Source organism: Kocuria rhizophila (assembly GCF_003667225.1).
Classification (GTDB): Bacteria; Actinomycetota; Actinomycetes; order Actinomycetales; family Micrococcaceae; genus Kocuria; species Kocuria rhizophila.
Window position 1 is genome coordinate 1 of record NZ_RCOM01000034.1, and the last position, 23,127, is coordinate 23,127.

20 protein-coding genes are annotated in these 23,127 nt (G+C 70.9%); 16 read left to right on the top strand and 4 right to left on the bottom strand.

Going from position 1 to position 23,127, the window contains the following annotated elements; all coding sequences use genetic code 11:
* Positions 1 to 2 precede the first annotated feature (2 nt).
* From D9R02_RS06340 to D9R02_RS06360, 5 genes are all read left to right on the top strand, one after another.
* On the top strand, positions 3 to 515 hold the full coding sequence (locus D9R02_RS06340; protein ID WP_121566570.1) for a hypothetical protein: 513 nt from the start codon (positions 3 to 5) through the stop codon (positions 513 to 515).
* An 83-nt stretch (positions 516 to 598) separates the two neighbouring features.
* Positions 599 to 1,438 (top strand): exodeoxyribonuclease III, encoded by an 840-nt coding sequence (locus tag D9R02_RS06345; RefSeq protein ID WP_039100893.1) that lies wholly within the window; start codon positions 599 to 601, stop codon positions 1,436 to 1,438.
* A 209-nt stretch (positions 1,439 to 1,647) separates the two neighbouring features.
* Positions 1,648 to 2,676, top strand: coding sequence for a tryptophan--tRNA ligase (trpS, locus tag D9R02_RS06350; RefSeq protein WP_039100894.1), 1,029 nt, complete (start codon positions 1,648 to 1,650; stop codon positions 2,674 to 2,676).
* Positions 2,677 to 2,734: 58 nt separating this feature from the next.
* Entirely contained in the window at positions 2,735 to 3,307 is a 573-nt protein-coding gene (locus D9R02_RS06355) for a 2'-5' RNA ligase family protein (RefSeq protein ID WP_102613751.1), read from the top strand.
* The gene (locus D9R02_RS06360; protein WP_223110428.1) at positions 3,294 to 4,511 is read left to right on the top strand and encodes a YhjD/YihY/BrkB family envelope integrity protein; all 1,218 of its coding nucleotides are present in this window, start codon (positions 3,294 to 3,296) and stop codon (positions 4,509 to 4,511) included. Before D9R02_RS06355 ends, D9R02_RS06360 begins: the two co-directional genes overlap by 14 nt.
* A 209-nt stretch (positions 4,512 to 4,720) precedes the next feature.
* On the opposite strand, the gene D9R02_RS06365 is transcribed toward D9R02_RS06360, so the two are convergent.
* The 4 genes from D9R02_RS06365 to sdhC form a co-directional block, all read right to left on the bottom strand.
* A complete protein-coding gene (locus tag D9R02_RS06365; RefSeq protein WP_102613749.1) occupies positions 4,721 to 5,503 on the bottom strand; it encodes a succinate dehydrogenase iron-sulfur subunit in 783 nt (260 codons plus the stop codon).
* The gene (gene sdhA, locus D9R02_RS06370; RefSeq protein WP_102613748.1) at positions 5,503 to 7,254 is read right to left on the bottom strand and encodes a succinate dehydrogenase flavoprotein subunit; all 1,752 of its coding nucleotides are present in this window, start codon (positions 7,252 to 7,254) and stop codon (positions 5,503 to 5,505) included. The genes D9R02_RS06365 and sdhA overlap by 1 nt, the downstream gene beginning before the upstream one ends.
* 106 nt (positions 7,255 to 7,360) lie before the next feature.
* Complete coding sequence (locus tag D9R02_RS06375) at positions 7,361 to 7,846, bottom strand: succinate dehydrogenase hydrophobic membrane anchor subunit (protein ID WP_019310204.1); 486 nt, start codon at positions 7,844 to 7,846, stop codon at positions 7,361 to 7,363.
* 4 nt (positions 7,847 to 7,850) lie between these two features.
* Positions 7,851 to 8,228, bottom strand: a complete 378-nt coding sequence (gene sdhC / locus D9R02_RS06380; RefSeq protein ID WP_082019244.1) for a succinate dehydrogenase, cytochrome b556 subunit — start codon at positions 8,226 to 8,228, stop codon at positions 7,851 to 7,853.
* Between the two features lie 458 nt (positions 8,229 to 8,686).
* Between sdhC and D9R02_RS06385 the strand changes: the two genes are divergently transcribed.
* The 11 genes from D9R02_RS06385 (at position 8,687) to eno (ending at position 22,965) form a co-directional block, all read left to right on the top strand.
* Positions 8,687 to 9,802 (top strand): mannose-1-phosphate guanylyltransferase, encoded by a 1,116-nt coding sequence (locus D9R02_RS06385; protein WP_121566571.1) that lies wholly within the window; start codon positions 8,687 to 8,689, stop codon positions 9,800 to 9,802.
* Between the two features lie 258 nt (positions 9,803 to 10,060).
* Positions 10,061 to 11,320, top strand: a complete 1,260-nt coding sequence (locus D9R02_RS06390; protein ID WP_047978105.1) for an amidohydrolase — start codon at positions 10,061 to 10,063, stop codon at positions 11,318 to 11,320.
* Positions 11,321 to 11,464: 144 nt separating this feature from the next.
* Complete coding sequence (locus D9R02_RS06395) at positions 11,465 to 12,556, top strand: BMP family lipoprotein (RefSeq protein WP_019310200.1); 1,092 nt, start codon at positions 11,465 to 11,467, stop codon at positions 12,554 to 12,556.
* A gap of 27 nt (positions 12,557 to 12,583) precedes the next feature.
* The gene (locus D9R02_RS06400; protein ID WP_059280832.1) at positions 12,584 to 14,344 is read left to right on the top strand and encodes an ABC transporter ATP-binding protein; all 1,761 of its coding nucleotides are present in this window, start codon (positions 12,584 to 12,586) and stop codon (positions 14,342 to 14,344) included.
* The gene (locus D9R02_RS06405; RefSeq protein ID WP_059280833.1) at positions 14,341 to 15,552 is read left to right on the top strand and encodes an ABC transporter permease; all 1,212 of its coding nucleotides are present in this window, start codon (positions 14,341 to 14,343) and stop codon (positions 15,550 to 15,552) included. The genes D9R02_RS06400 and D9R02_RS06405 overlap by 4 nt, the downstream gene beginning before the upstream one ends.
* Positions 15,549 to 16,871, top strand: a complete 1,323-nt coding sequence (locus D9R02_RS06410; RefSeq protein ID WP_059280834.1) for an ABC transporter permease — start codon at positions 15,549 to 15,551, stop codon at positions 16,869 to 16,871. The genes D9R02_RS06405 and D9R02_RS06410 overlap by 4 nt, the downstream gene beginning before the upstream one ends.
* 136 nt (positions 16,872 to 17,007) lie before the next feature.
* The gene (locus D9R02_RS06415) at positions 17,008 to 17,415 is read left to right on the top strand and encodes a cytidine deaminase (RefSeq protein ID WP_019310196.1); all 408 of its coding nucleotides are present in this window, start codon (positions 17,008 to 17,010) and stop codon (positions 17,413 to 17,415) included.
* A 103-nt stretch (positions 17,416 to 17,518) separates the two neighbouring features.
* Entirely contained in the window at positions 17,519 to 19,420 is a 1,902-nt protein-coding gene (locus D9R02_RS06420) for an ICP22 family protein (RefSeq protein WP_124108905.1), read from the top strand.
* A gap of 4 nt (positions 19,421 to 19,424) precedes the next feature.
* The gene (locus D9R02_RS06425) at positions 19,425 to 20,636 is read left to right on the top strand and encodes an adenosine deaminase family protein (protein WP_019310195.1); all 1,212 of its coding nucleotides are present in this window, start codon (positions 19,425 to 19,427) and stop codon (positions 20,634 to 20,636) included.
* A complete protein-coding gene (locus D9R02_RS06430; RefSeq protein ID WP_121566573.1) occupies positions 20,633 to 21,577 on the top strand; it encodes a nucleoside triphosphate pyrophosphohydrolase in 945 nt (314 codons plus the stop codon). Before D9R02_RS06425 ends, D9R02_RS06430 begins: the two co-directional genes overlap by 4 nt.
* A gap of 104 nt (positions 21,578 to 21,681) precedes the next feature.
* Complete coding sequence (eno, locus tag D9R02_RS06435; protein WP_019310193.1) at positions 21,682 to 22,965, top strand: phosphopyruvate hydratase; 1,284 nt, start codon at positions 21,682 to 21,684, stop codon at positions 22,963 to 22,965.
* Positions 22,966 to 23,127 lie beyond the last annotated feature (162 nt).

Sequence of the window (23,127 nt, forward strand, 5' to 3'; positions counted from 1 at the left end):
GGGTGCCCCACAGCGCTGTGCGCCCCGACCGCTCACCCCGCTCGGGGCGCACAGCGCTGTGGGGCACCCTGATCGGGCTGGCCGTGTTCGTGGTGATCTTCGTGGTCGCCCTGATCGAGGCGGCCAACGCCAACACGCTGCTGGGCTGGATCCTCGCGGGCATCGCCCTGGGCTGGCTCATGCTCGCTGTGTGGGCGCTGTCCATGGTGCGCAAGGCCGCCGTGTTCGGACGGGAGCAGGTGCGTCAGGCCCAGGAGCAGTTCCAGGCCCAGCACGGCCGAGCCCCCGCCACGTCCGCGGCGGGCGAGGGACGATCGCTGCGGGACGAGAAGCTCGCCCACGGCATGCAGGTCATCCTGGTGCAGTCCAAGGTGGTCAAGGAGCAGCTCTCCTCCCCGGAGGCGGATCCCGAGCAGGTCCGGCGGGCCCTGGAGACCATCGACATGACCGCGGCCAACGGGCTGCGCAGCCTCCGCGACTCCGGCACCCCGGTGAGCGGTACGGTGGTGGACTGATCCTGCGGGACGGGGCCCGGCGGCGTCGTCCCTGCGCGTCAGGGACGCACGAGACATCATGGACGACCGAGGAGACTCAACGGATGGCTGACTCAGGGCAGACGGTACGCATTGCCACGGTGAACGTGAACGGCATCCGGGCCGCCTACCGGCGCGGGATGGCCGAGTGGCTGGCGCCTCGAGGCGTGGACCTGCTGTGCCTGCAGGAGGTGCGCGCACCGGACAAGATCACGCGCGAGCTGCTGGACGAGGACGTCTGGGACGTGCGGCACGCCGAGGCCGCGGCCAAGGGCCGGGCGGGCGTGGCGATCGCCACCCGCCGGGACGCGTTCGACGGCGCCCTGCTGCCCACCGCTTCACGCGTGGGGATCGGCGAGGAGTACTTCGACGACTCCGGGCGCTGGATCGAGAACGACCTCACCCTCCCCAACGGGGAGACGCTCACCCTGGTCTCCGCGTACGTGCACTCCGGCGAGGTGGACACACCCAAGCAGGCGGACAAGTACCGCTTCATGGACGCCATGCTCACGCGCCTGCCGCAGCTTGCGGAGGGTTCCGACCACGTGCTCGTGGTGGGGGATCTCAACGTGGGCCACACCGAGCGGGACATCAAGAACTGGAAGGGCAACGTCAAGAACGCCGGCTTCCTGCCCGAGGAGCGCGCGTACTTCGACCGCTTCTTCGGGGACGTGGGCTACGTGGACGTGGCCCGCAGCCTGGCCGGGGACGTCTCCGGCCCGTACACGTGGTGGTCCTACCGCGGCAAGGCGTTCGACACGGACGCCGGGTGGCGCATCGACTACCACATGGCCACCCCCGGGCTGGCCGCGCGCGCCGAGAGCGCCACGGTGGACCGGGCCGTGAGCTACGACGTCCGGTTCTCGGACCACGCCCCGCTCGTGGTGGACTACCGGCTCGCCTGAGCCGCGGCACCGGTTCGACGCCGCGGGGCTCCTGCTCCGCAGCGGCCCGCGGCCGGTTCCGCACTCGACGCGCCGGTGCCGTCTGCGCTCCGGCCACCACGACCTCCCGCACTCCCGACCACGACGCCGCCGCCCGCACGCGGCGCGTCACCCGCACCTTCACGCACCGCGGCCCTGCGCGGCCCGCACGAACGAAAGAAGACAGCCCCGTGAGCGAACAGAGCACCCCCGTGAACCAGATCCCGCGCGTGGTCTCCGGCGTCCAGCCCTCCGCGGACTCCCTGCACCTGGGCAACTACGTGGGGGCCCTGCGCAACTGGGTGGACATGCAGGACGACAACGACTGCGTGTTCTTCGTGGCGGACCTGCACTCCATCACCACAGGGCAGGACCCGGCCACGATGTCCGAGCGCACCCGGGTCACGGCCGCGCAGTACATTGCCGCGGGCATCGACCCGGAGCGCTCCACGCTGCTGATCCAGTCCCAGGTCCCCGAGCACACGCAGCTGGCGTGGGTGCTCAACTGCATCACCGGCTACGGCGAGGCGGCGCGGATGACCCAGTTCAAGGACAAGTCCGTGAAGCAGGGGGCGGAGAACACCACGGTGGGGCTGTTCACCTACCCGGTGCTGATGGCCGCGGACATCCTGGTCTACCAGGCCCAGCAGGTCCCGGTGGGAGAGGACCAGCGCCAGCACCTGGAGCTGACCCGCACCCTCGCGCAGCGCTTCAACTCCCGGTTCGGCGAGACCTTCACCGTGCCGGACGCCAAGATCCTGGAGAACTCCGCCAAGGTCTACGACCTGCAGAACCCCACGGCCAAGATGTCCAAGTCCGCTCCCTCGGATTCGGGACTGGTCCGGCTGCTGGATCCCGCCAAGGTCAACGCCAAGAAGATCAAGTCCGCGGTCACGGACGACGGCACCGAGGTGCGCTTCGACCGCCAGGCCAAGCCGGGTGTCTCCAACCTGCTCACCATCTACTCGTCCCTGACGGGTACGCCCGTGGACGCCCTGGTGGCCGAGTACGAGGGCAAGATGTACGGCCACCTCAAGGTGGACCTCGCCGAGGTGGTCACCCAGACCCTGGACCCCATCCAGAAGCGCGCCCAGGAGCTGCTCGACGACCCCGCCGAGCTCGACCGGCTGCTGGCCCGGGGTGCCCGGAAGGGCAGGGACATCGCGTCCCGCACCCTGGCCGAGGTGTACGGGCGGATGGGCTTCCTCCCCGGAGCCTGAGGCACCGCGCGGAACACGGTGGGATAGTCTGGAACGCGGCCGAGTCGAGGAGGATCGCGTGAGCGAGCAGCAGACCTCACCCACCGTGCGCCCGGGACACGTCTACGCCGGTGTGGTCATCCGGCTGCCCGAGCCCACGGGCCAGGAGCTGCAGGACTGGCGGGCCTCGTTCGAGGACTCCCCGGCCGCGGGCGTCTCCCCGCACATCACCCTCATGATCTCGGAGTCCCGAGGCGAGTGGGACCGGCTCGTGGAGCACGTCCGCCAGGTGCTGGCCGAGTGGGAGCCGTTCCACCTGGAGATCCACGGCACCGGCACGTTCCGGCCCGTGACCCCCGTGGTCTACCTGGACGTGGAACGCGGCCGCGAGCAGTGCCTCGCCCTGCACCGGGCCCTGCGCGGCAGCGGAATGGACTCCGCCTCCCCCTTCGAGTACCACCCGCACGTCACCCTGGCCCACGGGCTCGACGACGAGGCCCTGGACCGGGCGCAGGAGATGCTGCGCACCTACCGCGCCGGCTTCCTCGTGGACCGCGTGCACGTGTACGAGGGCGACGAGCACGGCGTGTGGCACGTGCGGGAGACCGTCCGCTTCGGCCAGCGGGGTGCGGACGAGCGTGGCTCGCACTGACCCACCCCCGGTGGTTCCCGCCCTCGTGGACCGCGCCGGGCTGACCGCCGAGCACCGTCGACTCCGCGCCGTGCGCCGGGACCTGGCCTCCCACGGCGCCCCCGCGGGACGACGCCTCGGGGCGTTCTTCGCGTGGGCCTTCGCCCGAACGATGGCCCTGTTCCCGGTGCGCACCGTGGGCCACTACACGTTCCACGGCGGTCCCCTCATGGCGGCGGGTCTGGCATACCAGCTGCTGTTCGCCTCCACCGCCCTGCTGGTGATCTTCTTCGCGGCACTCGCCACGTTCCTGGGGACCAACTCCCCGCTGCAGCAGAACCTGGTGGCGGGGCTGACGGAGAAGATCCCCGGGCTGCTGGACGTGGGGGACGGGCACGGGGGAGTGATCCCCCTGGAGCTGCTCGAGAACACCGGCCCCTTCTCCGTGGCCTCCACCGTGGCCGGGGTGGTGCTGCTCTACACCGCGTGGCGCTGGGTGGCCGGTGTGCGCCTGGCGACCCGCCGGATGTTCGAGGTGCCCCCGGCGCCCGGCGCTCCGCTGGCGGCCGTGGCCCGGGACCTTGGCTGGCTCGTGGTCGTCGGACTGCTGCTGCTGGCCTCCGCGACCGTGAGCATCTTCGCCTCGGGTGCGGTGGACGGCATCATCGGGTGGCTCGGGGACATCGGGCTCACCACCCTGCAGCCGTGGCTCGACGGTGGGGTGAAGTCCACCATCACCTTCGGCGTGGGCTTGCTCGTGGACTGCCTGATGAGCTTCACCCTGGTGCGCGGCGTGGCCCAGCTCAAGCTGCACCGCAAGGCGCTCACGGTCACCGTGGTGATCGGCGGCCTGGGCTCCCAGGTGCTGCGCTACGGCGGCAGCGAGATCATCGGCCGCGCGGGGGAGAACCCCTACCTGCTGTCCGTGGCCGTGCTGGTGGGTGTGCTGCTGTGGTTCAACGTCTACGGCCAGGTGCTGCTGTTCTCCGCCGCCGCAGGGGCCGTGGTGCAGGCCGACATCCGCGGCGCCCGCGCCCAGCCCGAGCGCGAGGACCGGGCCGTGGCCGCCGTGGCGGCATCCGCCCTTCCCGACGCCGCACGGGGACTCGGTCACGAGGCGCCCGTCGACGTCGGGTGCGCCTCGGGCAGCAGCCCCGCACCCACCGACGCGCGGCAGGACCCTTCTTCACCCCGGTCCCGGCCCGCAAACTCGTTCCGCCACTGACGCGCGGCCGGACCGCGGGCCGTCCACGGCGGTCCTGGGAACGCTCGCCGACGACCGCGGGGACTGGCGGGTGCGTCGCGGTCGTGAAGGCCGGCCGGTGAGTGGCTGTGGTGAGGCGCTCATCGGGAATCCGCACGGGACACTCGCGGCAACGACAAAGGCCCCGGGATCCAGAACGGATCCCGGGGCCTGTCGGCTGCGTCAGAAGGTCACAGGGCGGAGGCGAAGACCGCCTTCTTGACCTCGGCGATGGCCTTGGTCACCTGGATGCCGCGGGGGCACGCCTCGGTGCAGTTGAAGGTGGTGCGGCAGCGCCACACGCCTTCCTTGTCGTTGAGGATCTCCAGACGCATGTCACCCGCCTGGTCGCGCGAGTCGAAGATGAACCGGTGCGCGTTGACGATCGCGGCGGGCCCGAAGTACTGCCCGTCCGTCCAGAACACGGGGCACGAGGACGTGCACGCCGCGCACAGGATGCACTTGGTGGTGTCGTCGAAGCGCTCGCGGTCCTCCTGGGACTGGAACCGCTCCCCGGTGGGGGTGTGGTCCTCGTTCACCAGGAACGGCATGATCTCGCGGTAGGACTGGAAGAACGGCTCCATGTCCACGATCAGGTCCTTCTCGCACGGAAGACCCTTGATGGGCTCCACGAGGATGGGCTTGGACAGGTCCAGGTCCTTCAGCAGGGTCTTGCAGGCCAGGCGGTTGCGGCCGTTGATGCGCATGGCATCGGAGCCGCACACGCCGTGGGCGCACGAGCGCCGGAAGGACAGCGAGCCGTCCAGCTCCCACTTGACCTTGTGCAGGGCGTCCAGCACACGGTCGGTGCCGTACATGGTGAGGGGCCACTCGTCCCAGTGCGCCTCGGTGTCGAACTCGGGGTTGTAGCGGCGGACCCGCAGCACCACGTCGTACGTGGGGATGGCCTCTTCGCCCTCGGTATCGGGCTTCTGGGCGTCCTGGTTCTGGTTCTCGGTCACTGCAGTGGACATCAGTACTTACGCTCCATCGGCTCGTAGCGGGTCATGACCACCGGCTTGGTCTCCTGCCGGATGCCCGCGGTGGCTGACGACGGGTCCTCGTAGACCATGGAGTGGACCATGAAGTTCTCATCGTCACGATCAGGGAAGTCCTCGCGGAAGTGTCCGCCGCGGGACTCCTCACGGTGCAGGGCCGCCACGGACATCACCTTGGCGAGCTCCAGCAGGAAGCCCAGCTCCACGGCTTCCAGCAGGTCCAGGTTGAAGCGCTTGCCCTGGTCCTGGATGGAGATGTTCGCGTAGCGCTCCTCGAGAGCGGCGATGTCCGTGAGCGCCTGCTGGATGGTCTCGGCCGTGCGGAACACCTGCATGTTGAGGTCCATGGTGTCCTGCAGGTCCTTGCGGATGGCGGCGACCTTCTCGCTGCCGTGGGGGCTGCGGGCGTTGTCCAGCAGCGCCTCGGTGCGGGCCACGGCGTCGTCGGGGATTGGCAGGAACTCGGCGGTCTGCGCGTACTCCGCCGCGAAGATCCCGGCGCGCTTGCCGAACACGTTGATGTCCAGCAGGGAGTTGGTGCCCAGGCGGTTGGAACCGTGCACGGACACGCACGCCACCTCACCCGCGGCGTACAGGCCGGGGATCGTGGTCTCGGAGTCCTGGAAGACCTCACCCTTGATGTCGGTGGGGATGCCACCCATGCAGTAGTGCGCCGTGGGGAACACGGGCACCGGCTCGGTGTAGGGCTCCACGCCCAGGTAGGTGCGGGCGAACTCCGTGATGTCCGGGAGTTTGGCGTCGATGTGCGCCGGCTCCAGGTGCGTGAGGTCCAGCAGCACGTAGTCCTTGTTGGGGCCGCAGCCGCGGCCCTCGCGCACCTCGTTGGCCATGGACCGGGCCACGATGTCGCGCGGGGCGAGGTCCTTGATGGTGGGGGCGTAGCGCTCCATGAAGCGCTCGCCGTCCGCGTTGCGCAGAATGCCACCCTCGCCGCGGGCGGCCTCCGACACGAGGATGCCCAGACCGGCGAGTCCCGTGGGGTGGAACTGGACGAACTCCATGTCCTCCAGCGGCAGACCGTTGCGGAACGCGATGGCCATGCCGTCACCGGTGAGGGTGTGGGCGTTGGAAGTGGTCTTGAAGACCTTGCCCGCGCCGCCCGAGGCGAAGACCACGGACTTGGCCTGGAACACGTGCAGCCCGCCGGTGGCGAGGTCGTAGGCCACCACACCGGCGGAGCGACGCCCCTCGGGGGTGTCCACCATGATGAGGTCCAGCACGTAGAACTCGTTGAAGAACTCCACGTTGTGCTTGATGCACGTTTGGTAGAGGGTCTGCAGGATCATGTGGCCCGTGCGGTCCGCGGCGTAGCACGCGCGGCGCACCGGGCTCTTGCCGTGGTCACGGGTGTGGCCGCCGAAGCGGCGCTGGTCGATCTTGCCTTCGGGCGTGCGGTTGAAGGGCAGACCCATGTGCTCCAGGTCGAGCACCGCGTCGATGGCCTCCTTGGCCATGACCTCGGCGGCGTCCTGGTCCACCAGGTAGTCACCACCCTTGACGGTGTCGAAGGTGTGCCACTCCCAGTTGTCCTCTTCGACGTTGGCGAGGGCTGCGCACATGCCACCCTGTGCCGCGCCCGTGTGGGAGCGGGTGGGGTAGAGCTTGGTCAGTACGGCAGTGCGGGCGCGCTGGCCGGACTCAATGGCGGCACGCATGCCGGCGCCGCCGGCGCCGACGATTACCACATCGTACTTGTGAACCTGCATACCAGATGTTCTTTCTACGTGGGTGAGTGAGAGAAGTGTGGGGTCCGGAGGCGTGGTCCGGAACGACCGCGAACGGCGGGGCCCGCGGGCCCCGCCGTTCACCGGGTCACTGCGCGGGGCAGAAGGACGGCAGCAGCGACGGATCGGCGCCGGCCGGGCAGGGATCGAAGGTGAAGATCACCATGGTGCCCAGCAGGATCACGAACGCCGAGGCCACGAAGAGCAGCACCTTGAGCCAGAAGCGCGTGGTGCTGCGGGCGGCGTAGTCGTCGATGATGGTCCGCATGCCGTTGGTGCCGTGGAGCATGGCCAGCCACAGCATGACCAGGTCCCAGACCTGCCAGAACGGGTTGGCCCACTTGCCGCCCACGAAGCCGAAGTCCACGGCGTGGACGCCCTCGCCCACCATGAGGTTGACGAAGAGGTGGCCGAAGACGAGGACGACCAGCAGCACGCCGGACATGCGCATGAACAGCCACGCGAACATCTCGAAGCTGCTGCGGGAGGAGGAGGCGCGGTTGTACTTGACGCCGTCCACCTCGAGGTCCCGGCTGCGGGGGACCTGGATCTTGGTCTTGAGAGGAGTGCTCATGGGATCAACCCCCGAAAACGATCGACAGGTGGCGGATGAGGAAGGGGATCATCACGATGACCCACAGGGCGATGACTCCCCAGAGGAGACCCTTCTGGTTCTTGGTCCCGCCCTTCCAGAAGTCGATCAGGATGATGCGCAGCCCATTGAAGGCGTGGTACACGATCGCGGCCACCAGGCCGGTCTCGCCCAGACCCATGATGGGGTTCTTGTAGGTGGCAATCACTGCGTTGTACGCCTCGGGGGATACACGCACGAGTGCGGTGTCGAGGACGTGGACCAGCAGGAAGAAGAAGATGGCCACGCCGGTAATACGGTGGGCAACCCAGGACCACATGCCGTACTGGCCGCGGTAAAGGGTGCCCCTGGATGAGTTCGCCACGGAATGTCCTCCCTGTGTCGCTCGTCGTCGTGCGCACTGGTGATCGGTGAGATTCGGTAGCGGTCTCGCGCGGGTGCACGGCGAAGGCGGAGCTCTGGCTGGCTCTGTCATGGATGATGCGGTAGTTCTCGTCAAAGATACCAGCCTCCCGGGAGCTCACTGACAACGTGTCGCCATCCCGAAAACCGCGCGGGGCCGGGGAATTAGCACAGTTCGGCATTCCCGAATCGCGGCCCTCGGAGGCAGCCCTGGACGGTGTTCCGCGGTGTTCCCGGGGGCGGCGTCGGGCGGGGCCCCGGCGCGTGGACCGGACGCGGCGGCGTCGTGCCCCGGGGTGTGCACGGGGCGGGAAGGCCGACGGCAGCGGCGTCCCCCGGGCGGGGGATGCCGTTCGTCCGGGCGAGATCATAGGCGCAAGATCCGCCGAGCAGCGCGGGTCTGGCCGTACACTGACGGGCGTGACTTCGCCATTGCAACGATTCCATCCGTTCATCCCGGCGGGCGGCGTGGGCTCCCGGCTGTGGCCCCTGTCCCGCGCGGACGCCCCCAAGTTCCTGCTGGACCTCACCGGCCCGGGCTCGTCCCTGCTGCGCGCCACGTACGACCGGCTGGCCGCGCTGACGGACGGGCCCATCATGGTGGTCACGGGACGCTCGCACGCGGGAGCGGTGCAGGAGCAGCTGCCGGAGCTCACGGACGGGGACCTCGTGCTGGAGCCGTCCCCCAAGGACTCGGCGGCGGCCATCGGGCTGGCGTGCACGCTCATCGCGCGGCGCGATCCCACGGCGATCATCGGCTCGTTCGCCGCGGATCACGTGGTGGAGCCCGCGGAGGCGTTCCAGGAGGTGGTCCGCGAGGCGGTGCAGGCCGCGGACACCGGACGGATCGTGACCATCGGCATCACCCCGTCCTCCCCGGCCACGGGCTTCGGGTACATCAAGGCGGGGGAGTCCCTGGGGCTCGCGGAGGCGCCCCACGCGCTCGCGGTCGAGCAGTTCGTGGAGAAGCCGGACGAGGAGACCGCCCGGCAGTACGTGGCCAGCGGCCGCTACACGTGGAACGCGGGGATGTTCGTGGCCCCGGTGGGTCTCATGCTCGAGTACCTGCGCGAGAGCGAGCCCGAGCTGGCCAGGGGGCTGGACCGGATCGCCGACGCGTGGGACACCCCCGAGCGGGACGCGGTGGTGGACGAGGTCTGGCCCACCCTGACGAAGACCGCCATCGACTACGCCGTGGCAGAGCCCGCCGCCGCCGCGGGTGCCGTGGCCATGGTCCCCGGGGACTTCACGTGGGAGGACGTGGGGGACTTCGCCGCGATCAACCGCCTCAACAAGGTGGACCCGCAGACCGATTCCCAGGTGTCCATCCTGGGGCAGAACAACCGGGTGCTCGCGGACGAGTCCTCCGGGATCGTGGTCTCGGACACCGGGCGGCTCATCGCGCTGATCGGTGTGGAGGACATCGTGGTGGTGGACACCCCGGATGCCCTTCTCGTCACCACCGCGGAGCACGCCCAGCGCGTGAAGAACGCCGTGGACTCCCTCAAGCGCAACGGGGACACGGACGTCCTCTGACAGCCGGCCCGTCCCGGCTGCGGAGCCCGGGCCCGGTGCGGGCGGCGCACTCCCGCCCGGGGTGGCCCAGATGCGTCCCGGGCACGGTAGTGGTGACCGCCGCCCGCCCCGGCACCGGTGACCACCCCCCTCCCCGCCGCGGGCGACGCCGCCCGCGCGCCACCGTGCCGCGTGCCGCCGCGCGCGGTGGTGGCCACCCCGGGGAGGGGCACCCGGGTGCGATCCGCGTCACTGCCCCGCGGCGGTACTCTGGCTCTCATGTTGGATCTGCCGCTGCCCTCCGCCGACGACGTGGGCCTGCCCCCCGCGATCGGACCCCTGCTCTCCCACTACCTCCCGGACCTGATCCGCTTCCGGCGCGACGTGCACCGCCACCCGGAACTGTCCTACGAGGAGTACCGCACCACCGAGCGGATCGTGAACGCCCTGGAGGCCTCCGGTCTGCGCCCCGTGCGGTTCGAGCGCACCGGCTGCTACGTGGACGTGGGTCGCGGGCCCGTGATGGTGGGGCTGCGCGCGGACATCGACGCCCTGCCGATCCTGGAGGACACGGGGCTGGAGTACGCGTCCATCCACGAGGGCGTGATGCACGCGTGCGGACACGACATCCACACCACCGTGATGCTCGGCGTGGCCCGGGTGCTCGCGGACCTGCACCGCTCCTCACCGTTCGCGGGCACCGTGCGGATCGTGTTCCAGCCCGCGGAGGAGAAGCTGCCGGGCGGGGCGCTGAGCATCATCAAGCAGAACGTGCTGGCAGGCGTGCCGCGGATGTTCGCCCTGCACTGCGAGCCCAAGCTGGACGTGGGGCAGGTGGGCACCAGGATCGGGGCCATCACCTCGGCGTCCGACACCATCCGGATCGAGCTGTCCGGGCGCGGCGGGCACACGTCCCGCCCGCACCTCACGGAGGACCTGGTCTACGCCATGAGCCAGATCGCGATCGACGTGCCCGCGGTGCTCTCCCGGCGCGTGGACGTGCGCTCGGGCGTGGCCGTGGTGTGGGGGCAGATCCACGCGGGGGTGGCCCCCAACGCCATTCCCATGTCCGGGTTCATGGCCGGGACCATGCGCTGCCTGGACGCGGATGCCTGGTACCAGGCCGGGGAGATGCTCGACGAGGTCGTCGGCCAGGTGGCGGCCCCCTACGGGGTGAACGTGGACCTCGAGCACATCCGCGGCGTGCCGCCCGTGGTCAACGGCGAGACCGAGACCACCCTGCTGGAGATCGCCGCCCGCGCGGAGCTGGGGGAGGAGAGCATCCTGCTCGTGGAGCAGTCCATGGGCGGGGAGGACTTCGCGTGGTTCCTGCAGCACGTGCCCGGCGCCATGATGCGCCTGGGCACCCGTGAGCCGGGAGGACGCACGTACGACCTGCACCAGTCCGACTACGCCCCGCAGGAGGAGGCCATCCGGTGCGGCGTGCAGGTCATGGCGTCCGCCGCGCTGCGGGCGGTCCGGCTGCGGGTGCGCGAGCTGACAGACGCGGCACAGGTTCCGGAACGGTCCGAGGGCTGACACGCCGACACTCGGTGCACTGCCAGGGATTCATGGGGCTACACTGAGCGGACCTATGATCCGGGTCACGTCCTTCTCGCGGTTCCACCGCGGTGCGAGGACCCGGTTCTGCGCGCCCCCAGCCCGATCCCACCGGAGGACCCCATGACCACTCGACGTTTCCGCGCTCTCGGCGCCCTCGGACTGGCCGGGCTGACCGGCCTCACCCTGGCAGGCTGCGGTGCCGCACCGGACAGCTCCGGGGACAGCAGCGCACAGGCGTCCGACTTCAAGGGCTGCATCGTCTCCGACGACGGCGGCTTCCAGGACCGCTCGTTCAACCAGAGCTCCTACGAGGGCCTCAAGGCAGCGGAGGAGCACAAGGGCATCAAGATCAGCCAGGCCGAGTCCCAGTCCGAGACGGAGTTCGAGCCCAACCTGACCTCCATGGCGCAGCAGGGCTGCAACCTCACCGTGTCGGTGGGCTTCCTCCTCGCGGACACCACCAAGAAGGTCGCGGAGGCCAACCCCGACAAGCACTTCGCGATCGTGGACGACAACTCGATCAAGGCCGACAACGTCAAGCCGATCGTGTACAACACCGCGGAGGCGGCCTTCCTGGCCGGCTACCTCGCGGCCGGCAGCTCCGAGACCGGCAAGGTGGCCACCTACGGGGGCATGGACATCCCCACCGTGACCGTGTTCATGGACGGTTTCTCGGACGGCGTGAAGTACTACAACGAGAAGAACAAGAAGGACGTCAAGGTCCTCGGGTGGAACAAGGACTCGCAGAACGGCACGTTCCTGAGCTCCTTCCAGGACTCCTCCAAGGCCAAGACCGTGACCCAGAACCTCGTCGGTGACGGCGCCGACGTCGTGCTCCCGGTCGCGGGCCAGGCCGCCCAGGGCACCGTGGACGCGGTGGTCGAGGCGAACAAGGGCAACAAGAACGTGCGGCTGATCTGGCCGGACACGGACGGCTACGAGACCCTCGACTCCGGCAAGGAGTTCCTGCTCACCTCGGTGCTGAAGGAGATGACCACCTCCGTGGAGGACGTGGTCACCCAGGCCGCGGACGGCAAGTTCGACAACAGCCAGTACGTGGGCACCCTCGAGAACGGCGGGGTGGGTCTCGCGCCGTACCACGACCAGGAGTCGAAGGTGGGGGAGGACCTTGACAAGGAGGTCCAGCAGCTGAAGCAGGACATCATCGACGGCAAGGTCACGGTGGAGTCCGAGAACGCCCCCAAGTCCTGACCGAGCGCGCAGGCAGGAGCTAACGACGTGCAGCTGAAACTCACGGACGTCACCAAGAAGTTCGGTGACTTCACCGCCAACAACCGTGTGAACCTGACCGTGGAACCCCACCAGATCCACTGTCTGCTCGGGGAGAACGGAGCGGGCAAGTCCACGCTCATGAACGTCCTCTACGGTCTCTACGAACCCACGTCCGGGAGCGTGGAGATCGACGGTGAACCCGTGAGGTTCAGCGGCCCCGGCGACGCCATGGCGGCCGGGATCGGCATGGTGCACCAGCACTTCATGCTCGTCCCGGTCTTCACGGTGGCCGAGAACGTGGCGCTGGGGCACGAGAGCACCCGGGGCGTGTCCCTGGACCTGGAGACCACGCGGGCCAGGATCCGGGAGATCTCCCGGCGCTACGGCTTCGACGTGGACCCCGACGCCGTGGTCGAGGACCTGCCCGTGGGCGTGCAGCAGCGCGTGGAGATCATCAAGGCGCTCGTGCGCGACGCGCGGGTGCTGATCCTGGACGAGCCCACGGCCGTGCTGACCCCACGGGAGACGGACGAGCTGCTGCAGATCATGCGCCAGCTGCGGGATGGCGGCACCTCCATCGTGTTCATCTCGCACAAGCTGCGGGAGGTGCGGGCCGTCTCGGACGTGATCACCGTGATCCGCCGTGGCGAGGTGGTGGGGCACGTGGGCCCCGAGGCGTCCACTGAGGAGCTCGCGGCCCTGATGGTGGGCCGGAAGGTCTCCCTCACGGTGGAGAAGGAGCCGGTCCTGCCGAGCGGTGCCGCACTCGAGGTGCGCGACCTCACGGTCGTCGGGGACAACGGTCTCGTGGTGCTGGACGGCGTGAGCTTCGACGTGGCCCCCGGGGAGATCCTCGCCGTGGCCGGCGTGCAGGGCAACGGCCAGACCGAGCTGACCCAGGCGCTCGTGGGGCTCGAGGACCGCGTGACGGGGTCCGCGCGCCTGGACGGCCACGAGCTCGTGGGGCTGCGCACGCGCGAGGTGCTGGCCCGGGGCGTCGGATTCGTGCCCGAGGACCGGTCCACGGACGGCCTCGTGAGCCCGTTCTCCGTGGCCGAGAACCTCGTGCTGGACCGCTACCGGGACCGCGAGTTCGCGGCGGGACCCTCGCTGCGGCTGGGCGCCATCGGCGAGAACGCCCGCTCCGCCGTGTCCGAGTACGACATCCGCACGGGATCCGTGGACTCCGCGGTGGTCACGCTGTCCGGCGGCAACCAGCAGAAGGTGGTGATCGCCCGCGAGCTCGGGCGCCCCCTCACGCTGTTCATCGCCTCCCAGCCCACGCGCGGTGTGGACGTGGGCTCGATCGAGTTCATCCACCGCCGCATCGTGGCGGAGCGGGACCGGGGCACCGCGGTGCTGATCGTCTCCACCGAGCTCGACGAGGTCTACGCGCTCGCGGACCGCATCGCGGTCTTCTTCCACGGTCGGCTGATGGGCATCGTGGGCCCGGAGACCCCGCGCGAGGCGCTCGGGCGCATGATGGCCGGCGAGCCCGCCGAGTCCGTGCTCCCCGCGGCCCCCTGGGACCACTCCGACGTCGCCTCGTCCCAGCAGGCCGACGGCGCCCACGTACCCGACGACGCCCACGCCGCAGCTGACGACGCCCACGCGACATCCGCCCACTCCGACGACACCGGCGCGGGCGCCACGCCCGCCGACGACGCCGCCCACCACGCGGTCCCCGGCGCGGCCTCTGACGCGCACCGGGGAAGCAGCGCGGCCGACCCGACCGACGACCGACCCGAGGGGGACCGCACGGCATGAGCGCGACCACCACACCGGCGCAGACCGACCAGGTGTCGGCGCCGCCACCGACCGAACTCGCCGCGGGCAGCCACCGCCGCACCCTGCTGGGCTCCACGCTCCAGTCGGTGCTGGCCGTGGTGGTGGCGCTGATCCTGGGCGGACTGCTGATCGCGGTCACCAACGAGGACGTCCGGGAGGCTGCGGGGTACTTCTTCGCGCGCCCCGGCGACACGCTGACCGCCATGTGGCAGGCCGCCTCGAGCGCCTACGTGGCCATGTTCCACGGTGCGGTGTACAACCCCGCCGGGGCCACGCTCGCCGACAAGCTCTACCCGCTGACGGAGACCCTCACCGTGGCCACCCCCCTGATCCTCGCGGGTCTCGGCGTGGCGCTCGCGTTCCGCGCGGGCCTGTTCAACATCGGTGCGCAGGGCCAGATCCTGATCGGGGCCACGCTGGCCGCGTGGGTGGGGTTCTCGTGGCACCTGCCCGCCGGGATCCACCTGCTCGCCGTGATGGCGGCCGGCGCCCTGGGCGGTGCCCTGTGGGGCGGGATCGTGGGGCTCATCAAGGCCCGCACGGGCGCCCACGAGGTCATCCTCACGATCATGCTCAACTACGTGGCGCTCAACCTGGTGGCGTGGCTGCTGACGCTGCCGGGCTTCCAGCGCGAGGGCTCGTCCAACCCCATCAGCCCTCCCGTGGACCAGACCGCCATGTTCCCCAAGCTGCTCGGGGACCAGTTCCGGCTGCACTGGGGCTTCGTGCTCGCGGTCCTGGCCACCGTGGCCGTGTCCTGGCTGCTCAACCGCTCCACCGTGGGCTTCGAGCTGCGGGCCGTGGGGGCCACCCCCCGCGCGGCGCGGACCGCGGGCATCTCCGTGACCCGCGGCTTCGTCGTCGTCATGCTGCTCGCGGGTCTGCTGGCGGGTCTCGCCGGCACCGCGCAGGTCTCCGGCACCGAGCACTCGCTCACGGCGGGCATTGCGGCCTCCTTCGGCTTCGACGCCATCACCGTGGCCCTGCTGGGCCGGTCCACACCGTGGGGCACGTTCTTCGCGGGGATCCTCTACGGGGCGTTCCGCGCGGGCGGGGTGACCATGCAGTCGATGACCGGCACCAACGTGGACATCGTGCTGGTCGTGCAGTCGCTCATCGTGCTGTTCGTGGCGCTGCCACCCCTGTTCACCTTCGCCACCCGTCGCTCGCAGGAGGTCGCCGCGTGAGCACCGCCACCGCTTCCCCCCACCTGGACGGCCCGGACGGCTCCGTGCCCGAGGCCGATCTGCCCACCTCCGCGGTGCTGCGCGACGTGGGCGTGCGGACCCTGCGACCCGCGGTCGGCCTGGCCGTGCTCGCGCTCGTGGCCCTCGTGGTCTTCGCCCTGAACGCCTCCGGGCAGTCGGTGCAGTTCCGCTTCTCCGGCGAGAACGACGCCGTGCGCCTGCCCGACGTCTCCGTGGCCTCGACACTGTGCGGCTGGGTGGTGACGGCCGTGCTGGCCGTGCTGGCCGGCTACGCCGCGGTACGGGCCCGCGCCCTGCCCCGCTGGGCCTCGCTCGTGGCCGGTTTCTTCTTCGTCACCGGATTCCTCGTGTGGATCGTGGGCACGGCCCAGACCCCCAGCATCTCCGTGACCGCACTGCTCGCGGGCTCCGTGGCCCTCGCCACGCCGCTGGTCTTCGGCTCCCTCGGGGGTCTGCTGTGCGAGCGCTCGGGCGTGGTGAACATCGCGATCGAGGCCCAGCTGCTCTTCGGTGCGTTCTCCGCGGCGGTCGTCGCAACGATCGCGGGCAGCGCCTGGGCGGGCCTGCTCGCGGCCGTCCTCGGTTCGGTGCTCGTGTCGGTGGTGCTCGCGGTCTTCGCCATCCGCTACCGCGTGAACCAGGTGATCGTGGGCGTGGTGCTCAACGTCCTGGTCTCCGGGCTCACGGGCTTCCTGTTCGCCACCGTGCTGGAGCCCAACGCGGCCGCGTTCAACTCCCCGGAGCGGCTGCCGCACGTGCGGATCCCGGTGCTGGCCGAGATCCCCGTGGTGGGGCCGGTGCTCTTCGACCAGTCCGTGATCGGATACATCATGTACGCCACCGTGGCCGTGGTGTGGTTCGCGCTGTACCGCACGCGGTGGGGCCTGCGGACCCGAGCGGTGGGCGAGCACCCCAAGGCCGCAGACACCCTGGGCATCCCCGTCAACGCCCTGCGCGTGCGCAACGTGCTGCTGGGCGGTGCGGTGGCCGGGCTGGGCGGTGCGTTCTACACGCTCGTGTCGGTGTCCGCGTTCACCCGGGACATGACGGCGGGCTCCGGCTACATTGCGCTGGCGGCCCTGATCTTCGGGCGGTGGAACCCCGTGGGGGCGCTGCTGGCCTCGCTGCTGTTCGGCTTCGCGTCCAACCTGGAGTCGATCCTCTCCTTCCTGGGCACCCCGGTGCCCAGCCAGTTCCTGGCCATGCTCCCGTACGTGGTCACCATCCTCGCGGTGGCGGGCCTCGTGGGCCGGTCACGGGGGCCGGCCGCCTCGGGTGAGCCCTACCTCAAGGAGTGACCACCCCGCCCGGCGAGCGCCTCGACGGCGTAGCGTCGGGGGTGGACCTCCCGCGCGGTGGCGCGCTGAGCGGCGTCGCCGGGAGAATCCGCACAAGGACCCGCACGAGAACCCAGGACCAGGAGCGCACGACACCATGACCGAGAACCAGCAGATTGTGGACGAGTCCACCTGGCAGCGGCTGCAGCGGGCGGCCACCGAGGCCCTCGAGCACTCCTACTCCCCGTACTCCCGCTTCCCCGTGGGAGCGGCGGCACTCGTGGACGATGGCCGCGTGGTCACCGGGGCCAACATCGAGAACGCCTCCTACGGTGTGACCCTGTGCGCGGAGTGCTCGCTCGTGAGCGCGCTGTTCATGTCCGGCGGCGGCAAGCTTGTGGCCTTCGTGTGCGTGGACGGGCACGGGGAGGTGCTGATGCCGTGCGGGCGCTGCCGGCAGCTGCTGTACGAGCACCGCGCTCCCGGGCTGCAGCTGCTCACCGTGAGCGGTGTTCGCAGCATGGACCAGGTGCTGCCGGACGCGTTCGGGCCCGAGAACCTGTGACCCGCCGAGCCGCCGGGGGAGCGTCCGGCTCCCGGGTGGCTCCCGAGCGGCCCGCCTATACTGAGCACCAGACCGAGCCCGGCTTTCGAAGGGAAACATTCACGTGGGTTTGAGAGATCTGTTCCGCAGCAAGAACACCACCCCGACACCCCAGCCGTCGCCCGGCGCCGCGCCGTCAGACCCCGCGGTGGGACCCGTGTCCGGCCAGGCGACGCCGCCCGAGGCAGTGCAGAGCACCGCCGGGGATCACCACGAGCACCCGCGCCAGGAGCCGACCGCCGAGCCGCTGCCGCAGGACGGGGCGCTGCAGCACCTCGTGGAGCTCCTGCTGGCCCGGGGTGCGGACCGTGCCCGGCTGACCCTCGTGCAGTCCGGGAACATCATGACGCACCAGACGCGCCAGGCCGTGGGGGAGGCGCCGGACGAGGTGGAGAACGGGACCGTGGACCAGGGATCGCCCCTGTTCGACGACGTCGCAGACCTCTACACGCAGGCCATGAGCACCCCGGTGGGGCCGTGGCGCCAGCTGGACCTCGTGGTCTCGGCGTCCCACCACGCGGCGCACGAGATCACGGTGACCTACGACTACCCCACCGGGGAGTCGCGCACCGAGCACTACAGCCACCCCGGTGGTGGTTCCGTCCAGCAGCACCACGGTGCCTCCGACGAGTCGCGCACGGCCACGCCGGCGCACCACGAGGAGCAGCACCAGGCCAGCTCGGACGACCGCACGGAGGCCACGGACCGCGTCCAGGACCACCACGGAACCCCGGCGGGCCACGGCTCCGACGACCGGGCCGGTGCCCCCGGGCACGTGGACGCCGCGGGCGCGGGGACGGTGGCCGGCGGTGCGGCTGGGCTCGCCGCCGCGGGCACCTCGGGGGACCAGGGTGACCACATTGCCGATGCTCACCGTTCCGAGCAGGGCCACGCCCCCGGCGAGGCCGCAGAGCAGGTGCACACGGGCGCTCCGCAGGACTCCGACGCCGTGCGTGTGGTCTCCGACGGCCACACCGAGCCGGCCACGGACGGCGACGTCCTGGCCGCGGGCCAGGCGTCACCGGTGCTCGCGTCCGGCGAGCAGAGCTCCGCGGAGCGCGCCGAGGACGGCTCCCCGGCGGTGCCCGCCGAGGAACGGTCCGTGGATCCGGAGCGCGCCTTCGACGCACAGGACGGAGGATTCCCGGACGGCGCCGCAGGGTCGGAGGAGGACGAGCACTTCGACCAGGGCCTGGGCGAGGACCCCCGCATCCTGGGCGGTGGGCCCACCCATGACGGCGCGCGCGGTGCGCAGCCCGGAGCGGAGCACGCCGCTGCCACGGACACCCAGGACGCCCGGTCCTCGGAGGACCTGCCCGCCCACGTGGACGAGTCGGCGTTCGGCACGGAGTCCGAGGACACGCTGGTGCCCGCGCCCGTGCGCGCGGCGGTGGACGGCGACGACGATCCGGCCGGTGCGCCGCAGGTGGCCACTGCCACGGACGTGTCCCCGTCCTACCGGGCCCCTGCCCCGGAGCAGGACGTGGACCCCGATGCCCTCGCGACCGGCAACCTCGCGCTCACCGTGGGTGACGTCACGGCCCGCCTCGCGGATGCGCAGCGGCACCTGTTCGGACCGGAGGGCACCGCCCGTGAGGTCTCCACCGTGCTGATCCGCGTGCGCGCTCTCGGCACCTACTACGACGCCCTGACCCACGTGCGCCTCAACGGGTTCTGGGACCAGCGCCCCACCTTCGACCTGGTGCCCGAGGACCAGCTCAAGGTCCAGGAGCTCAAGGACGACTCGTACGTGGAGGGCTCCGGCGCCCCGCTGGCCATGATGTTCCGCTTCCGTCCGGGCGTTCCCCCCGAGGTCGCGTTCGACTACTCGGACGAGGAGGCGTTCGTGCGCTACGAGCAGCGCCTCCCGGGGCAGAACTACCTGGAGGAGCTGCGCATGTATCCGCGCACCGGCTCCAACATCCCCCAGCACGTCAACGACGCACTGCAGGACTGGAACTACTGACGCCATGAGCACTCGAACGACCCCCGAGGGCCCCGTCCGCACCACGGACGGGGCCCTCGGGCCACACGGACTGATCTCGCTGCACGACCACCTGGACGGCGCACTGCGCCCCGCCACCGTCGTGGATCTCGCGGCGCAGGTGGGCCACGAGCTGCCCACCACGGACCCGGCATCCCTGGGTCAGTGGTTCCGCGACAGCGCCGACTCCGGGAGCCTGCCGCGGTACCTGGAGACCTTCGCGCACACCGTGGCGGTGATGCAGACGGCACCGGCCCTGCGGCGCGTGGCCCGCGAGTACGTGGCGGACTGCGCAGCGGACGGCCTGGTCCACGCCGAGGTGCGCTGGGCACCGGAGCAGCACGTGGCCGGGGGACTCACTCTGGACCAGGCCGTGGACGCGGTGCAGAGCGGTCTCGCGGAGGGTGTCGCCGAGGTCAAGGCCGCAGGCGGGCACGTCTCGGTGGTCCAGATCTTGTGCGCCATGCGCCACCTGGACCGCTCCCGGGAGATCGCCGAGCTCGTGGTGCGGCGGCTGCGGGCGGCGTCGTCCCCGTCCGGGAACCCTGACGAGGCAGTCACCGGCGGCACGCCGGCCACGGACGTCGGCGCGCACACCCCCACGACGACGGCGGACGGCCAGGTTCCCGGGGAACCGGTGCCGGGATCCGTGGTGGGCTTCGACCTGGCGGGCCCGGAGGACGGCTTCCCCGCCTCGGCCCACCGGGACGCCCTGGAGCTTCTCGCGGCGGAGCACGTCCCCGTGACGCTGCACGCGGGGGAGGCCGCCGGCGCGGAGTCCATGGCCGACGCCCTCCGCTCGGGCCGGGCCCTGCGACTGGGGCACGGCGTGCGGCTGCTGGACGAGGACCGGGAGATGACCGCACCGCTGACCCGCTGGATCCGGGACCGGCGGATCGCGCTCGAGGTCTGCCCGTGCTCCAACCTGCAGACCGGAGCGAGCGCGGCGTGGGGCGCCACCGTTGCCGAGCACCCGGTGACGCGCCTGCTGCGGGCCGGATTCGCGGTGACGGTCTCTCCCGACAACCGCCTCATGAGCGGGACCTCCGTGACGCACGAACTGGACCGGCTGCGCTCCGAGGCGGGGTGGAGCTCCGAGGACGTGCTGCGGGTCCAGCGCACGGCGGCGCGCGCGGCCTTCGTGCCGGTGGCCTACCAGCAGTGGCTCGAGCAGCGCATCACGGGGGAGACCTCGTGAGCCCGGAGAGCACAGGACCCGCCGAGCGTTCGCACGGCGACGCGTTGCAGACCTCGGAGAGCGCCGGGGCCTCATCGCACCGCGATGCGCGGTGGGCCCCGGAGGGCGCGGGGAGCCTGGCCCCTCGTCACGCCGCGACCAGCACGGCCGCGCACGGTGCGGAGAGCACTGCGGGCGAGCAGTTCGAACGGCTGCTGGCGGTCATGGACCGGCTGCGCTCTCCGGGGGGCTGCCCGTGGGACGCGGAGCAGACCCACGAGTCGCTGCTGCGCTACCTCGTGGAGGAGGCCTACGAGGTGGTGGAGGCCGTGGAGACCCTCGAACCCTCGAGCCGCCGCCGGGACGAGCTCGTGGAGGAGCTCGGGGACGTGCTGCTGCAGGTGGTCTTCCACGCGCGGATCGGCCAGGAGCACCCGGCCCCGCAGGGCTTCGACGTCACGGACGTGATCTCCGCCGTGACGGACAAGCTCGTGCGCCGCCACCCGGCGGTGTTCGGCGGGGGCGCGGGGACCACCCTGATGGCCACCGGGAACACCCTGCTGGGTGAGGACAACGCGGACGGCCAGGCGGCGTGGTCGGACGAGATCGCCGCCGCGGGGGAGCAGCCGAGCACCGCCGAGCTCGCCGCGCGCTGGGACGCCGTCAAACGGGACGAGAAACCGCAGCGCACGCGCATCTTCGACGGGATCCCCCCGGCGCTGCCCGCCCTGGCCCGCGCCGAGAAGGCGCTGTCCAAGGCCCGCCGGCACGCGGTCCCCGGGGTCGGACCCGTGGGCCCGGAGCTGCCGGAGGAGCAGCGCGAGGACGAGGAGCGCGAGCTGGGGGAGCGGCTGCTGCGCCAGGTGACGGAGGCCTCCGCACGCGGTCTGGACGCCGAACGGGCCCTGCGCACGGCGGTGCGCCGCTTCGTGCAGGAGCACGACGGCCCGCTGCCCGGGTGAGCACCGTCATCCCGGGGCGTATCGCCGGGACACAGGCGCGCTCGGTAGGCTGGGACCCGGGGCCGGAACCGCCCCACGGGTCGACGACCGACAAGGAGATTTTCATGGCAATGATCATTGCGCTGCAAGCCCGCCAGATCCTGGATTCCCGCGGCAACCCCACGGTCGAGGTGGAGGCCCTGCTGGACGACGGCAGCTTCGGCCGCGCGGCCGTCCCCTCGGGTGCGTCAACGGGTGAGTTCGAGGCCGTGGAGCGCCGCGACGGCGACAAGAAGGTCTACCTGGGCAAGGGCGTCCTGGACGCCGTGCACGCCGTGGACGAGGAGCTGGAGCAGGCCGTCGTGGGTCTGGACGCGTCCGACCAGCGTGCGGTGGATCAGGCCATGCTCGAGCTGGACGGCACCGACAACAAGGCCAAGCTGGGCGCCAACGCGATCCTGGGTGCCTCCATGGCGATCGCCCGTGCGGCCGCGAGCTCCGCGGACCTGCCCCTCTACAAGTACCTGGGCGGCCCGAACGCCCACGTGCTGCCCGTGCCCATGATGAACATCCTCAACGGCGGCTCCCACGCGGACTCCAACGTGGACATCCAGGAGTTCATGATCGCCCCGATCGGCGCCCCCACGTTCTCCGAGGCCCTGCGCTGGGGCGTGGAGGTCTACCACAGCCTCAAGTCCGTGCTGAAGGACCGCGGCCTGTCCACGGGCCTGGGGGACGAGGGCGGCTTCGCCCCGAACCTGGACTCCAACTCGGCGGCACTGGATCTCATCCTCGAGGCCATCACGAAGGCCGGCTACAAGCCCGGCCGGGACATCGCCCTGGCCCTGGACGTGGCCTCGTCCGAGTTCTTCGAGAAGGGCAAGTACACCTTCGAGGGCAAGAAGCGCTCCGCGGAGGAGATGTCCGCGTACTTCGAGGACCTCGTGAAGAAGTACCCGCTCGTGTCCATCGAGGACCCCCTGGACGAGGACGACTGGAAGGGCTGGGCCACGCTCACCGAGCACATCGGTGACAAGGTGCAGCTCGTGGGCGACGACCTCTTCGTGACCAACCCGGAGCGGCTGGCCCGCGGCATCCAGGAGGACGTGGCCAACTCCCTGCTGGTCAAGGTCAACCAGATCGGCTCGCTGACCGAGACCTTCGACGCCGTGGAGCTCGCCCAGCGCAACGGCTACCGCTGCATGATCTCCCACCGTTCCGGTGAGACCGAGGACACCACCATCGCGGACATCGCGGTGGCCGTGAACGCGGGCCAGATCAAGACCGGTGCCCCGGCACGCTCCGAGCGCGTGGCCAAGTACAACCAGCTGCTGCGCATCGAGGAGGAGCTCGGCGACGCCGCGGTCTATGCGGGTGCCTCGGCCTTCCCGCGCTTCACCGCCAAGTAGGCCCGCCGCGCGGCGTCTCCGGACGCCCCGCCCGGCCACGACGACGCCGCCCGGTCCCGCCCAGGGGACCGGGCGGCGTCGTGCTGCGGGTAGACTGGCCGAGCACGATCCGCCCCACGACGTCACCCGGGAGGTACGCATGGTCGGTCCCCGCCCCCGGAT